Here is a 15,023-nt window from a genome sequence, read left to right as displayed (position 1 = left end):
TGCGGGCTTTGTTCTGTGCGCAAACAGCACCTATACAACGCTGCTTAGTTGCCGGTTAAGCAACTAAGCATCGAGGTTCAGGAGCCTGGGCTCAGGAACACTTCATCCGGGCGCGGTTCGGCTTGCAGCACACTGGCCGCCATGGAAGGGTTCTGCGCCGCCTGCGGCGCATAGCGCAAGGCACTGGAGGCAGGCAACAACCTGATGGGGAAGTCGTAGTTGGCGGTAAAGGGCGCCACCCACTGGCGAGTCTGGTAATCCGCCGCGGCAATACTCATGGCGCAAGGGTGCGGGGTGTCCCGTGGCGAGCGACCGGCCAGTAGCATCACCCACTCCCAATCCGTTGCCGGATCAAGCTTGAAACTGCCGTCCTCAGCGGTCAGGAACTCCCCGCCACACAACGTGCCCCTGGCGCCGGCGATCGGCAGGCCACTCAATGCATCCACCACCCGGCCCCGCGCTTCACCATTCAAATACAGGGTTTGCATCCGGCAGCCCGACAACAGCAAGAACGACAAGCACAAATACTTCAGTACACGTGAACGGTTCATTGGCCACTTCCTTTTAACCGGGCAACAGGTCACTCAGCCCTCGCCGCTCACGCGGGATCTTTGCCGCTATCGACCAGGGGGTGTTCCGTCGGGGTATAAACCATGACCTCAAGTACGTCGGAATGAAACTCCCGGCGATACAGGACAAACACCACCCCCGCACTCATCAGCATGAATAGCCAGGGGCTGACGAACCAGGCCAGCATGGTCATGCCGAAATAATAGGAACGCAAACCAAAGTTGAACTGGTTGGCCGCCATGGAGATCACCCGCGCGGCGCGGGAGGCAAAGGCCTTGCGCTCCTGTTCGGACACATGCCGTTCGCCGATCATCGGCGCCGACCCCACCAACACCGCGGCGAAGTTGTACTGGCGCATGCACCAGCTGAAGGTGAAGAAGGCATAGACGAAGACCAGCGCCAGGCACAGCAGCTTGATCTCCGACATGCCCTGGGATGCCTGCTGGACCATGGGAATGTCCGCCAGCAACGACACCGCACGTTCCGAGGCGCCCAGTACAGTGAGGATGCCCGCCAGGATGATCAATGTGCTGGAGGCGAAGAACGAGGCATTACGCTCCAGGTTGCCGATGACGCTGGCATCGGCGATGCGGTTGTCGCGCAGCAGCATGCGGCGCATCCAGTCCTCGCGATACAGGTGCAGGACACTGGCCAGGCAGGCTGTATCCCGGCCTTTCCAGCTGGCGTAGCGGGTGTAGCCCCCCCAGCAGACGACGAACCACAGAGCCGCCAGTAGATGGAGCAGGTTGGCTTGGACGAACGACATGCAAATTCCTGTAAGGCGTTGGCAGAAGACAAAGGACATTGCTTCGACGCCCCACCGAGGAAAAAGACACCGCCCCACGCCCATAAAAAATGCCCCGCATCGATGGATGCGGGGCATTTTTCCTGGTGTTCATGGGCCGCTTGTGGCGACCCCGAACAAACAGCGTCAGGCCAGCGCTTCGCTGCGCTTGCCCAGCAGACGGTCGCAGATCACCGCCACCGCCAGCACGATCACCGAAGGCACCAGCCACGCCAGGCCCTGCTCGCTCAGCGGCAGGTGCGACAACTCGGTTGGCATCCAGCCGGCCAGGCCCGCGCCCTTGAGGGCATCGATCAGACCAAAGATGAAGGACACCAGCATGACCGGGCCGACGATACGGCGCTGGTCCTGCCAGAAGTCCTTGCAGAAGCTCAGGGCCACCAGGGCGATGCACGGCGGATAGATGGCGGTCAGCACCGGGATCGAGAAAGCGATCAGCTTGGTCAAGCCCAGGTTCGACACCAGCAACGAAAATGCCGCGAGGATCACCACCAAGGTCTTGTAGGACAGCGGCAGCACACGGCTGAAGTACTCGGCGCAGGCACAAGTCAGGCCCACGGCCGTCACCAGGCAGGCCAGGGAGATCAGCACCGCCAGGAAGCCACTGCCCAGGGAGCCGAAGGTGTGCTGCACGTAGGCGTGCAATACCGCGGCGCCGTTGGTAGCGCCAATGGCCACTTCGTGGCTGCCTGCGCCCAGGCGGAACAGGCTGATGTAGACCAGCGCCAGGCCGACCCCGGCAATCAGGCCGGCGATTACCGCATAACGGGTGATCAACCGAGGTGACTCGACGCCACGGGAACGGATCGCATTGACGATGACGATCCCGAACACCAATGCGCCCAGGGTATCCATGGTCAGGTAACCATTGATGAAGCCCTGGGAGAACGGCGCCGCGACGTACTCGGCAGTGGCGGTGCCGATGTCGCCGGCAGGCAAGGCGAAGGCGGCAATGCCCAGTACGGCCAGGGCGATGATCTTCAGCGGCGCCAGGAAGCGCCCGACGGTATCCAGCAGGCGGCCCGGGTACAGCGAGATGAAAAACACCAGCAGGAAGTACACGGAGCTGTAGAGGAACAGCGCCAGCGGGCTTTCGCCGGTCAACGGCGCCAGGCCCACTTCAAAGGACACGGTGGCGGTGCGCGGCGTGGCGAACAGCGGGCCCACCGCCAAGTAGCAGACCGCCGCCAACAGGCCGCCGGCCACTTTGCCGATAGGTGTGCTCAGTGCATCCATGGCGCCGCCGACCTTGGCCAGGGCAACCACGGTGATCACCGGCAGACCGACTGCGGTGATCAGGAAGCCCAGCGCCGCCATCCAGACATGAGGTCCGGACTGCAAGCCGACGATAGGCGGGAAGATGATGTTGCCAGCCCCGACGAACAGGGCAAAAGTCATAAAGCCGAGTGCCAGAATGTCCTGGCCTTTCAACACTTTCATTAAGGAAATACCACACTACTGAATCGGAATTTAGAGAGGGATTTCCCTTATGGGTGAGGGAAATGCTGTCAATCCGTATAAGACTGACCCGTTTAGCGCGCCGATACCTTGTGGGCAGCAGACGCATAAAGAGGCGGCTAGCCTACCGAATCCGCAAGACGAACGCACCGGCGCAATGCGAATTTTCTGATATGCGACATTGGGATGTCGCATTTTTGAAATTATATTTCCACCGGACTAAATCCCCCCCGCGCAGCCACTGCCCTGCTGGCGCCTGCCTTGCGCAGCACCCGTTCGCTGGAGTGGGCTCGCGCAAGAGCAGGCTGGACGGCAAAGGCCTCGGCAAGGACAACATCCCGCCCAGAGGCTCGCCGGCTCATACGCCAGAAAGCACAAAGGCCACCCGAAGGTGGCCTTTGCTGGAAGAGTTGCAAGCTAAGCGCGAGGCTTACTTGACAGCCCAACCGGTCAGCTCGGCCAGGGCCTTGCCGATGTCTGCCAGCGAACGCACGGTTTTCACGCCTGCGTCTTGCAGAGCAGCGAACTTCTCGTCTGCAGTGCCTTTGCCGCCAGAGATGATTGCGCCAGCATGGCCCATGCGCTTGCCCGGAGGAGCAGTCACACCAGCGATGTAGGAAACAACTGGCTTGGTCACGTGAGCCTTGATGTAGGCAGCCGCTTCTTCTTCAGCCGAACCGCCGATTTCGCCGATCATCACGATCGCTTCGGTCTTCGGGTCTTCCTGGAACAGCTTCAGGATGTCGATGAAGTTCGAACCCGGGATCGGGTCGCCACCGATGCCGACGCAGGTGGACTGACCGAAACCGGCGTCAGTGGTCTGCTTCACAGCTTCGTAGGTCAGGGTGCCGGAACGGGAAACGATACCGACCTTGCCTGGCAAGTGAATGTGACCTGGCATGATGCCGATCTTGCATTCGCCTGGAGTGATCACGCCTGGGCAGTTAGGGCCGATCAGGGTAACGCCCAGCTCGTCGCACTTAACTTTAGCGTCCAGCATGTCCAGGGTAGGAATGCCTTCGGTGATGCAGACGATCAGCTTGATGCCGCCGAAAGCAGCTTCCAGGATCGAGTCCTTGCAGAAAGGAGCTGGAACGTAGATCACGCTGGCGGTGGCGCCAGTGGCAGCTACTGCGTCTTTCACGGTGTTGAACACTGGCAGGCCCAGGTGCTCGGTGCCGCCTTTGCCCGGAGTTACGCCACCAACCATCTTGGTGCCGTATTCGATGGCTTGCTGGGTGTGGAAACTACCTTGCGAACCGGTAATACCCTGGCAGATAACTTTGGTGTCTTTATTGATCAGGACGCTCATTATTTGCCCTCCGCAGCTTTGACAACTTGTTGAGCAGCGTCGGTCAGGCTGGTAGCAGCGATGATGTTCAAGCCGCTTTCTGCCAGTACTTTAGCGCCCAGTTCAGCGTTGTTACCTTCAAGGCGAACAACAACCGGGATTTTCACGCCGACTTCTTTCACGGCGCCGATGATGCCTTCGGCAATCATGTCGCAGCGAACGATGCCGCCGAAGATGTTGACCAGTACTGCAGCGACGTTGGTGTCGGACAGGATGATCTTGAAGGCTTCGGTCACGCGCTCTTTGGTAGCACCACCACCTACGTCGAGGAAGTTGGCTGGCTTGCCGCCGTGCAGGTTGACGATGTCCATGGTACCCATGGCCAGGCCGGCACCGTTGACCATGCAGCCAATGTTGCCTTCCAGGGCTACGTAGTTCAGTTCGAACTTGGCAGCGTGAGCTTCACGTGGATCGTCCTGCGACGGATCGTGGAAGGTTTTCAGCTTAGGCTGACGGTACATGGCGTTGGCGTCGATGTTGATCTTCGCGTCCAGGCAGTGCAGATCGCCGTCCGCCTTGATCACCAGCGGGTTCACTTCCAGCAGGGCCAGATCGTGATCCTGGAACAGTTTGGCCAGACCTACGAAGATCTTGGCGAACTGGGCAACTTGCTTGCCTTCCAGGCCCAGTTGGAAAGCCAGCTCGCGGCCCTGGAATGGCTGAGCGCCAACCAGTGGATCGATAGTGGCTTTGAGAATTTTTTCTGGAGTGTCGTGAGCGATCTTCTCGATGTCCACGCCACCTTCGGTGGAAGCCATGAACACGATGCGACGGCTCGAACGGTCAACGACAGCGCCCAGGTACAGCTCTTTAGCGATATCAGTGCACGATTCAACCAGGATCTTGGTGACAGGCTGGCCATTGGCATCAGTCTGATAAGTCACCAGACGCTTGCCCAACCACTGTTGAGCGAATGCTTTAGCGTCTTCTTTGCTGCGAACCAGCTTAACGCCGCCCGCTTTACCGCGACCACCTGCGTGGACCTGGGCTTTAACAACCCACTCCGAACCGCCGATCTTGTCGCAAGCTTCTGCTGCTTCTTCGGGGGTGTCTACCGCGTAGCCTTTGGATACTGGCAGGCCGTACTCAGCGAACAGCTGCTTACCCTGATACTCGTGAAGATTCATGCTTTTTACCGTCTTCGTTAGGTACTGCGCATTCGGCGCTGCGCTCATGATGAGTGCCGCGCCACCTGTGACCGCTACTCTCAAACCAGTGCCACACCTGAACCCGGAGCCTGGGCTCCGGTCCAGAATGTGGCACTACCTCAAGAGGTCGAGTCCAGCGGAGATTCCGCGGTGAGTCTTGCTCGCAAGGCTCACGACGGGCAATCCGCCGTGGTTTCTTATTGTCTTAACGCTTTTTGCGGTTGGCGATGTGAATGGCGCCGCCATTCACTGCCAGTGCAGCTTCGTGCAGGGCTTCGGACAGGGTCGGATGGGAGAAGACCATCATGCCCAGGTCTTCGGCGCTGGTGCCGAATTCCATGCCGATTGCACCTTGCTGAACCAGTTCCGCAGCGCTTGGGCCAATCACGTGGACGCCCAATACGCGATCTGTCTTGGCATCGGCGATGACCTTGACGAAACCGCCGGTGTCGTTGGCTGCCATGGCACGGCCGCTGGCGGCAAACGGGAAGGTGCCGACGTTAACTTCAACGCCTTCAGCTTTCAAGGCCTGCTCGGTTTTACCAACCCATGCAATTTCCGGGTGAGTATAAATAACCGATGGGATCAGGTCATAGTTCATCTGGGCTTTGTGGCCCTTGATGCGCTCGACGACCATGATGCCCTCTTCCGAAGCCTTGTGAGCCAGCATCATGCCGCGCACCACGTCGCCGATGGCGTAGACGCCCGGTACGGTGGTGGCGCAGTGATCGTCAACGTGCACGAAACCGCGCTCGTCGAGGGTCACGCCGCAATCGGCAGCCAGCAGATCGGTGGTCACCGGACGGCGACCAACGGCTACGATCAGCTTGTCGAAAGTGATGGTCTGTTCGCCATTGGCGTCGGTGTAGGTCACCACGACTTCTTCGCCGTTGACCTTGGAGCCGGTCACGCGAGCGCCCAGCTTGATGTCCAGGCCTTGCTTGGTCAGGGTTTTCAGCGCTTCCTTGGAAACAGCGGTGTCGGCTGCCATCAGGAAAGTGTCCAGGGCTTCCAGGACGGTCACTTGCGCGCCCAGGCGCGACCATACCGAACCCAGTTCCAGACCGATCACGCCAGCGCCGATCACGCCCAGACGTTTTGGTACGGCTTGGAATTCCAGAGCGCCAGTGGAGTCGACGATCACATTCTGGTCGACCGGAGCCGGTGGAATGTCGATCGGACGCGAACCTGGAGCCAGGATCACGTTTTCAGCTTCGATCACTTCAACCGAACCGTCCGGCTTGGTGACTTCGACTTTCTTGCCAGCCAGCAGCTTGCCGTGGCCCTGGATCGAGGTCACGCCATTGGCTTTGAACAGGGTGGCAACACCGCTGGTCAGGCCTTTGACGATGTTGGCCTTGCGACCCACCATGGCCGGTACGTCCATGGTCACGCCAGCGTGCTGGATACCGTGGATGGCAAAACCATCCTGGGCTTCGTGGAATTTCCAGGAGCTGTCCAGCAGCGCCTTGGAAGGAATGCAACCGACGTTCAGGCAAGTACCACCCAGGGCCAGCTTGCCCTCTTTGTCGGTGTACTTCTCGATGCAAGCAGTCGTCAGACCAAGCTGTGCAGCCTTGATTGCAGCTACATAGCCGCCAGGGCCGGCGCCAATCACTACCACGTCGAATTTCTGAGTCATAAAAAGGTTCCTTTTAGCGGCAAGCTAGAAGCCGCAAGCTGCAAGCTTGAAGCCCCTAGCCCTAGGGGCTTGGAGCTTGTCGCTTGCAGCTTGCAGCTGCTTTTTAGATGTCCAGGAGCAGACGCGCTGGGTCTTCCAGCAGGTTCTTGATGGTCACCAGGAACGTCACGGCTTCTTTACCGTCGATCAGGCGGTGGTCATAGGACAGCGCCAGGTACATCATCGGGCGGATCACTACTTGGCCATTGATTGCCATAGGGCGCTGCAGGATGTTGTGCATGCCCAGGATCGCGGCTTGCGGCGGGTTGACGATCGGGGTCGACATCATCGAACCGAAAGTACCACCGTTGGTGATGGTGAAAGTACCACCGGTCATCTCTTCCATCGACAGCTTGCCGTCACGAGCCTTCTTGCCGAAGGTAGCGATGCCGCCTTCGATTTCGGCCAGGCTCATCAGTTCGGCGTTACGCAGAACCGGAACCACCAGGCCACGGTCGCTGGAGACCGCAACACCGATGTCGGCGTAGCCGTGGTAGACGATGTCGGAACCGTCGATCGAGGCGTTGACCGCAGGGAAACGCTTCAGCGCTTCGGTGGCGGCCTTGACGAAGAACGACATGAAGCCCAGGCGTACGCCGTTGTGGGACTTCTCGAACAGGTCCTTGTACTTCGAACGCAGCGCCATGACTTCGGTCATGTCGACTTCGTTGAAGGTGGTCAGCATTGCCATGTTCGACTGGGCTTCAACCAGACGCTCGGCAACCTTGGCACGCAGACGGGTCATAGGTACGCGCTTCTCGACGCGATCGCCGGCAGCGAAGACCGGAGCAGCAGCGGCAGGAGCCGGAGCCTTGGCTGGCGCGGCAGCTGGAGCGGCTTTCTTCGCGGCAACAGCAGCCACCACGTCTTCCTTGGTCACGCGACCGCCTTTGCCAGTACCGGCAACGGAGGCGATGTTGATGCCGTTTTCTTCAGCCAGCTTGCGCGCGGCAGGAGCAGCGATTGGATCCTCTTCGCCGTCAGCGGCAGCCGGGGCGGCAGCGGCAGCGGCCGGAGCAGCGGCAGCAGGAGCAGCCGCAGCGGCGCCGCCTTCAACGATGGAGCCCAGCACTTCGTCGGACAGAACGGTATCGCCTTCGTTCTTGACGATAGCGCCCAGTACGCCGTCGGCGGTGGCCAGAACTTCCAGCACGACCTTGTCGGTCTCGATGTCAACGATCAGCTCGTCACGCTTGACGGCGTCGCCCGGTTGTTTGTGCCAGGTGGCAACGGTGCCATCGGCAACCGATTCCGGGAAAGTGGGGGCTTTGATCTCGATAGCCATTATCTGTGGTTCCTTAAATTCGGTTTCAGGTGCGCGAAGGCGTTAAACAGTAAAGGCATCTTGCAGCAGTTTTTCCTGCTGCTCAGCGTGCATCGATGCATAACCACAAGCTGGGGCAGCAGAAGCGTCACGGCCCGCGTACTCGAGTACGAGCGACTTGTTGTGACCGCTGATGATGCGACGCATGTGATGCTGGCTGCAGTACCAGGCACCCTGGTTCATCGGCTCTTCCTGACACCAAACGATGTGTTTGACGTTTTTGTACGGAGCCAGGACTTCGATCAGGTCGTCCTCAGGGAATGGGTACAGCTGCTCGATACGCACGATGGCGATGTCGTCACGACCTTCGGCACGGCGTTTTTCCAACAGGTCGTAGTAGACCTTGCCGCTACACAGAATGATGCGACCCACGTCTTTTGGATCCTGGGCATCGATTTCCGGGATAACGGTCTGGAACGAACCTTCCGCCAGATCTTCCAGGGTCGAGATGGCCAGTTTATGACGCAGCAGGGATTTCGGTGTCAGCACGACCAGCGGCTTGCGCAGCGGGCGAATCACCTGGCGACGCAGCAAGTGGTAGATCTGAGCCGGCGTAGTCGGTACGCACACCTGGATGTTGTGCTCGGCGCACAGCTGCAGGTAACGCTCCAGACGAGCCGAGGAGTGCTCAGGGCCCTGACCTTCATAACCGTGTGGCAGCAGCATGGTCAGACCGCAGAGACGGCCCCACTTGTGCTCGCCACTGGTGATGAACTGGTCGATCACCACTTGTGCACCGTTGGCAAAGTCGCCGAACTGGGCTTCCCAGATCACCAGCGCATTCGGCGTGGTGGTCGAGTAGCCGTATTCGAATGCCAGTACCGCTTCTTCGGACAGGAACGAATCGTACAGGTCGAAACGTGGCTGGCCGTCGTACAGGTGCTGCAACGGAATGTAGGTACCGGCGTCCTTCTGGTTGTGCAACACCGCGTGACGGTGCGAGAAGGTGCCGCGGCCGATGTCCTGGCCGGTCATGCGGATCGGGTGACCTTCGAACGCCAGGGTCGCGTACGCCATGGTTTCAGCGTAACCCCAGTTGATCGGCAGGCCGCCGGCTTGCATCTTCTGACGGTCTTCGTAGATCTTCGCGACCTGACGCTGAACCACGAAGCCTTCTGGAATTTCCAGCAGCTTGGCAGACAGCTCTTGCAGGGTCTTGAGGTCGAAGGTGGTGTCGTGGCGCGCGGTCCAGGTGTGGCCCAGGTATGGACGCCAGTCCACGAACAACTCTTTGTTCGGCTCCTTGACCAGGCTCTTCACTACGTGCAGACCGTTGTCCAGCGCGTTGCGGTATTCGTCGACTTTCGCCTGAACACGCTCGGCGTCGAGCACACCGCTCTGGGTCAGACGATCAGCATACAGCTCACGGGTGGTGCGCTGCTTGGTGATCTGCTGATACATCAGTGGCTGGGTGCCGCTTGGCTCGTCGGCCTCGTTGTGACCGCGACGACGGTAGCAGACCAGGTCGATCACCACGTCGCGCTTGTACTGCATGCGGTAGTCGATGGCCAGCTGGGTCACGAACAACACGGCTTCCGGATCATCGCCATTCACATGGAGGATCGGTGCCTGGATCATCTTCGCAACGTCGGTTGCGTACTCGGTGGAACGCGAGTCCAGCGGGTTGCTGATGGTGAAACCAACCTGGTTGTTGATCACGATGTGCACCGTGCCGCCGGTACGGAAACCGCGGGTCTGGGACATCTGGAAGGTTTCCATCACCACGCCCTGACCGGCGAACGCCGCGTCACCGTGGATCGAGATCGGCAGAACCTTGTCGCCGGTCTGGTCATTGCGGCGGTCCTGACGGGCGCGCACCGAACCTTCGACCACTGGAGAAACGATTTCCAGGTGGGACGGGTTGAACGCCATGGCCAGGTGAACTTCGCCACCGGTGGTCATCACGTTGGACGAGAAGCCCTGGTGATACTTCACGTCACCGGAACCCAGCTCGACCTTCTTCTTGCCTTCGAACTCATCGAACAGCTCGCGCGGGTTCTTGCCGAAGGTGTTGACCAACACGTTGAGACGGCCACGGTGGGCCATGCCGATCACAACTTCCTTGGTGCCGTAGGAGCCGGAACGCTGGATCAGCTCATCGAGCATCGGAATCAGGCTTTCGCCACCTTCCAGACCGAAACGCTTGGTGCCCGGGTATTTGGTACCCAGGTATTTTTCCAGGCCTTCGCCGGCGGTGACGCGCTCGAGCAGGTGGCTCTTGATGTCGGCGGAATAGGTCGGACGGCCGCGTACGCTTTCCAGACGCTGCTGGAACCACTGACGCTGCTCGGAATCGGTGATGTGCGTGAATTCAGCGCCGATGGTGCGGCAATATGTCTGCTGCAACGCTTCGTGAATTTCGCGTAGGCTCGCTTCCTCTTTGCCGATGAACAGGTCGCCGGCACGGAAGGTCGTATCAAGATCGGCATTGGTCAAGCCGTAATGATTGATCGACAGGTCTGCAGGTGCAGGACGCTGCCACAGCCCCAGCGGGTCCAGCTGGGCTGCCTGGTGGCCACGCATCCGATAGGCCTGGATCAATCGCAGCACTTCAACTTGCTTCTTCTCGTGCTCACTGCTCACGCTACCGGCGGATACCGGTTGGGCGCGGCGCTGGTTCTTTGCCAGCAAGACGAAATGATCGCGGATTGTCGAGTGCGAAACATCGATGGCAGTGCTGCCGTCGGTAGGCAACTTCTGAAAGTAAGTGCGCCACTCTTCTGGCACAGCGTTAGGGTCGTGCAGGTAGAGCTCGTAGAGCTCTTCCACATAGGCAGCGTTACTACCGGATAGGTAGGCGCTGTTCCACATGCGCTGCATCACGCTTTCTTGCATGCTTGGTCACCCTCGGTTAGGGGAACACCACCGGCGACGACACCGAGCAAGCTTGCAGAAGTCCGAATGCAGCGACCAAAACAAGCCACTTAGGATCACGCTGATAGTCCGGGTACCAGCCCGGATGCCCCTGCTTGTCTCATTTCTTCAAAAATAAGAGCAGCCACTTTGTGAGCTGCTGCTCAGGTTAGAGCCATGACGCGGGTTGAAGCCCGCGCCTTGGCTTTTACGGGTACAGCGGTCCTACGGGTACAACAGCTGAATCACACGCCACTCTGCAGCAGCATGTTACGAATGTGACCGATGGCCTTAGTCGGGTTCAGGCCTTTCGGACATACGTTGACGCAGTTCATGATGCCCCGGCAGCGGAATACGCTGAACGGGTCATCCAGCGAAGCCAGACGCTCGGATGTCTTGGTGTCACGGCTGTCTGCCAGGAAGCGATAGGCTTGCAGCAGGGCAGCTGGACCCAGGAACTTGTCCGGGTTCCACCAGAAGGATGGGCAGGAGGTCGAGCAGCAAGCGCACAGGATGCACTCGTACAGACCGTCGAGCTTCTCGCGCTCTTCCGGGGACTGCAGACGCTCGATGGCCGGAGCCGGCGTATCGTTCTGCAGGAATGGCTTCACCTTCTCGTATTGCTTGTAGAAGATGCTCATATCGACGACTAGGTCACGGATAACCGGCAGACCTGGCAGCGGACGAACAACCAACTTGTTCTTCTTGACCACGGCAGACAGCGGCGTGATGCACGCCAGGCCATTCTTGCCGTTGATGTTCATGCCGTCGGAACCGCAAACGCCTTCACGGCAGGAACGACGATAGGAGAAACCTTCGTCCTGCTCTTTGATCAGCGCCAGCACGTCCAGCACCATCAAATCCTTGCCACCGGTGTCGACCTGGAAAACCTGGGTTTTCGGCGCCGAGTCGGTGTCAGGGTTGTAACGATAAACTTCAACTTGCAACATATCGATCACCCTTTAGTAAGTCCGGACTTTTGGTTCGAAAGTCGGAACAGTCTTCGGCGAGAAGTTGACCGCACGCTTGGCAACGCGCTTCTCACCCGGGAAGTACAGGGTGTGGCACAGCCAGTTTTCGTCGTCACGGTCTTCAAAGTCTTCACGGGCGTGAGCGCCGCGGGACTCTTTACGCACTTCGGCAGCGATGGCGGTGGCTTCGGCCACTTCCAGCAGGTTCTGCAGCTCAAGTGCTTCGATACGCGCAGTGTTGAAAGCTTGAGACTTGTCGTTGATCTTGACGTTGGCGATACGCTCGCGCAGCTCAGCCAGCTGGGCGATACCCTTCTGCATGTATTCGCCAGTACGGAATACACCGAAGTAGTTCTGCATACAGTTCTGCAGCTCGCGACGCAGGGTTGCAACGTCTTCACCGGTGGTGCGCTCGTTGAGCTTGGCCAGACGGTTCAGGGCTACATCGACGTCGGTGTCGCTGGCGTCGCGGTACTCGATACCGTCGGTCAGGGCTTTTTCCAGGTGCAGACCAGCCGCACGGCCGAACACCACCAGGTCCAGCAGCGAGTTGCCGCCCAGACGGTTGGCGCCGTGTACCGATACGCAAGCCACTTCACCCACTGCGAACAGGCCAGGGATGATGGTGTCTTCGCCAGCGGCGTTCTGAGTGATTGCCTGGCCATGAATGTTGGTGGCAACGCCGCCCATCATGTAGTGGCAGGTAGGAACGACCGGAACCGGAGCAACGACCGGGTCAACGTGGGCGAAGGTCTTGGACAGCTCGCAGATACCAGGCAGGCGGCTGTGCAGCACTTCCTCACCCAGGTGGTCGAGCTTCAGCATCACGTGGTCACCGTTAGGGCCACAGCCGTTACCGGCGATGATTTCCTTGACCATGGAACGCGCAACAACGTCGCGGCCAGCCAGGTCTTTGGCGTTCGGAGCATAACGCTCCATGAAACGCTCGCCATGCTTGTTGATCAGGTAGCCACCTTCACCACGGCAACCTTCGGTTACCAGTACACCGGCGCCGGCAATGCCGGTCGGGTGGAACTGCCACATTTCGATGTCTTGCACCGGAACGCCAGCACGCAGCGCCATACCAACGCCGTCACCGGTGTTGATCAGGGCGTTAGTGGTGGAAGCGTAGATACGGCCTGCACCGCCAGTCGCCAGAACGGTGGCTTTGGAACGGATGTAGGTGGTTTCGCCGGTTTCGATGCAGATAGCGATCACACCAACGAAGGCACCATCCTGGTTCTTCACCAGATCGACCGCGTACCACTCGTTGAGGAAGGTGGTACCGGCTTTCAGGTTGCCCTGATAAAGGGTGTGCAGCAGCGCGTGACCGGTACGGTCGGAAGCGGCGCAGGTACGAGCAGCCTGGCCACCCTTACCGTAGTCCTTGGACTGACCGCCGAAAGGACGCTGGTAGATGCGGCCGGTTTCGGTACGGGAGAACGGCAGACCCATGTGGTCCAGTTCGAAGACCGCAGCCGGGCCTTCCTGACACATGTATTCGATAGCGTCCTGGTCACCGATGTAGTCGGAACCCTTGACGGTATCGTACATGTGCCAGCGCCAGTCATCGTTCGGGTCCGCCGAGGCGATCGCGCAGGTGATGCCGCCTTGGGCAGACACAGTGTGCGAACGGGTCGGGAACACCTTGGTGATCACGGCAGTCTTGTGACCACCCTGGGCCAGCTGCAGTGCGGCACGCATGCCGGCGCCGCCGCCGCCAATGATGATGGCGTCGAAAGAAATGGTTGGAATGTTAGCCATGAATCAGATACCCCAGAGAATCTGCACACCCCAGACGAAGTAAGCGAACATCGCAACGCCGCATACTGCCTGGAAAAGGAAACGCACTGCTGTCGCCGACTTGCCCAGCGCCATCGGCGTCAGGTAGTCAGTCGAGATGGTCCACATGCCGACCCAGGCGTGAGCGCCCAGGGCCACCATGGCCAGCAGACTGAAGATACGCATCCAGTTGTTTGCGAACAGGCCATGCCACTGGGTGTAGTCAATGCCCGGATTCGCTACGAGGTATCCGATCAGGAAAATGAAATAAGCCGCGAGAACGACCGCAGACACACGTTGTGCCATCCAGTCATAAAGGCCCGAACGCGACAGGTTCGTAACGCTGGTTACCATATCCAAACTCCCGCCAGAACGATTACCACCACGGATACGGCGATAACGATTTTCGAGCCCAGCTTGCCGCCTTCCAGCGTCTCACCGATGCCCATGTCCATGATCAGATGGCGTACACCGGCCACCAAGTGATACAGCAAGGCGGACAGGAGGCCCCATGCAACGAATTTGGCCAGCGGACTGGTCAAGCACGCCTTCACCTCGGCATAGCCTTCCTCGGAGCCCAGGGATTTGCTCAATGCATAAAGCATGATGCCGATGCCCAGGAAGAGGATGATGCCGGAAACACGGTGAAGAAACGACGTAACGCCGGTGATGGGGAGTTTGATGGTCCTTAGGTCTAGGTTTACAGGTCGTTGGCTATTCACGGCTTTTTTCACACTGAAGAGCCCCTAACAATCAGGGCAAAGTTGTTGGGGAGTGCACTGGTCAGGTAACCACTACCCAGGGAGTGCGACCCCCAATAAAGCGGGCCCAGAAGCCTACGGAGGTCGGTGGCCGAGTATAGACAGTTAGGCTACTAATGACAACGCAAACGCCTTCCCCTAATAGCTGATTGCGTTAGCCTTATAAAAGGCGTAAATGGCGCTGAATTTCGCTAAAAAATCGGCCCCAAAGCCTTCTGGGACAAGACTTTAGGCAAATTGACATTCAGATTTATCTCACTATAGTGGTGCGGGCCCTGCGTGGGGGGTCTGTCTGATGATTTCAAGCATAAATAGGAGG

General features: G+C 59.2%; 12 protein-coding genes. All 12 read right to left on the bottom strand.

Annotated features, from left to right (window positions below; genetic code table 11):
• Nucleotides 1-77 precede the first annotated feature (77 nt).
• The 12 genes from LXM55_RS15735 to sdhC all read right to left on the bottom strand — a co-directional run bounded on the left by LXM55_RS15735 (nt 78) and on the right by sdhC (nt 14,677).
• Nucleotides 78-551 carry a hypothetical protein gene (locus LXM55_RS15735; RefSeq protein ID WP_233321231.1) on the bottom strand — a complete coding sequence of 158 codons (474 nt, stop codon included), beginning with the start codon at nt 549-551 and terminating at the stop codon, nt 78-80.
• Between the two features lie 47 nt (nt 552-598).
• Nucleotides 599-1,336: a DUF599 domain-containing protein gene (locus tag LXM55_RS15730; protein ID WP_233321230.1), complete on the bottom strand. Its 738-nt coding sequence runs from the start codon at nt 1,334-1,336 to the stop codon at nt 599-601.
• Between the two features lie 165 nt (nt 1,337-1,501).
• Complete coding sequence (gene brnQ / locus LXM55_RS15725) at nt 1,502-2,815, bottom strand: branched-chain amino acid transport system II carrier protein (RefSeq protein WP_233321229.1); 1,314 nt, start codon at nt 2,813-2,815, stop codon at nt 1,502-1,504.
• Nucleotides 2,816-3,263: 448 nt separating this feature from the next.
• The gene (gene sucD / locus LXM55_RS15720; protein WP_003223019.1) at nt 3,264-4,145 is read right to left on the bottom strand and encodes a succinate--CoA ligase subunit alpha; all 882 of its coding nucleotides are present in this window, start codon (nt 4,143-4,145) and stop codon (nt 3,264-3,266) included.
• The gene (gene sucC / locus LXM55_RS15715) at nt 4,145-5,311 is read right to left on the bottom strand and encodes an ADP-forming succinate--CoA ligase subunit beta (protein WP_009047768.1); all 1,167 of its coding nucleotides are present in this window, start codon (nt 5,309-5,311) and stop codon (nt 4,145-4,147) included. Before sucC ends, sucD begins: the two co-directional genes overlap by 1 nt.
• Nucleotides 5,312-5,537: 226 nt before the next feature.
• Nucleotides 5,538-6,974 (bottom strand): dihydrolipoyl dehydrogenase, encoded by a 1,437-nt coding sequence (lpdA, locus tag LXM55_RS15710; RefSeq protein WP_233321228.1) that lies wholly within the window; start codon nt 6,972-6,974, stop codon nt 5,538-5,540.
• Nucleotides 6,975-7,077: 103 nt separating this feature from the next.
• On the bottom strand, nt 7,078-8,298 hold the full coding sequence (gene odhB / locus LXM55_RS15705) for a 2-oxoglutarate dehydrogenase complex dihydrolipoyllysine-residue succinyltransferase (RefSeq protein WP_233321227.1): 1,221 nt from the start codon (nt 8,296-8,298) through the stop codon (nt 7,078-7,080).
• Nucleotides 8,299-8,340: 42 nt separating this feature from the next.
• Nucleotides 8,341-11,172, bottom strand: coding sequence for a 2-oxoglutarate dehydrogenase E1 component (locus tag LXM55_RS15700; RefSeq protein WP_233321226.1), 2,832 nt, complete (start codon nt 11,170-11,172; stop codon nt 8,341-8,343).
• Between the two features lie 263 nt (nt 11,173-11,435).
• On the bottom strand, nt 11,436-12,140 hold the full coding sequence (locus LXM55_RS15695; RefSeq protein WP_011060051.1) for a succinate dehydrogenase iron-sulfur subunit: 705 nt from the start codon (nt 12,138-12,140) through the stop codon (nt 11,436-11,438).
• A 12-nt stretch (nt 12,141-12,152) separates the two neighbouring features.
• Nucleotides 12,153-13,925: a succinate dehydrogenase flavoprotein subunit gene (gene sdhA, locus LXM55_RS15690; protein WP_102878886.1), complete on the bottom strand. Its 1,773-nt coding sequence runs from the start codon at nt 13,923-13,925 to the stop codon at nt 12,153-12,155.
• A gap of 3 nt (nt 13,926-13,928) precedes the next feature.
• The gene (gene sdhD / locus LXM55_RS15685; protein ID WP_011060049.1) at nt 13,929-14,297 is read right to left on the bottom strand and encodes a succinate dehydrogenase, hydrophobic membrane anchor protein; all 369 of its coding nucleotides are present in this window, start codon (nt 14,295-14,297) and stop codon (nt 13,929-13,931) included.
• Nucleotides 14,291-14,677 carry a succinate dehydrogenase, cytochrome b556 subunit gene (gene sdhC / locus LXM55_RS15680; protein ID WP_015634665.1) on the bottom strand — a complete coding sequence of 129 codons (387 nt, stop codon included), beginning with the start codon at nt 14,675-14,677 and terminating at the stop codon, nt 14,291-14,293. Before sdhC ends, sdhD begins: the two co-directional genes overlap by 7 nt.
• Between the last annotated feature and the right edge of the window lie 346 nt (nt 14,678-15,023).

This window comes from Pseudomonas sp. Au-Pse12 (assembly GCF_021341665.1).
GTDB lineage: Bacteria > Pseudomonadota > Gammaproteobacteria > Pseudomonadales > Pseudomonadaceae > Aquipseudomonas.
This window is presented reverse-complemented; position numbering and strand designations above follow the sequence as displayed.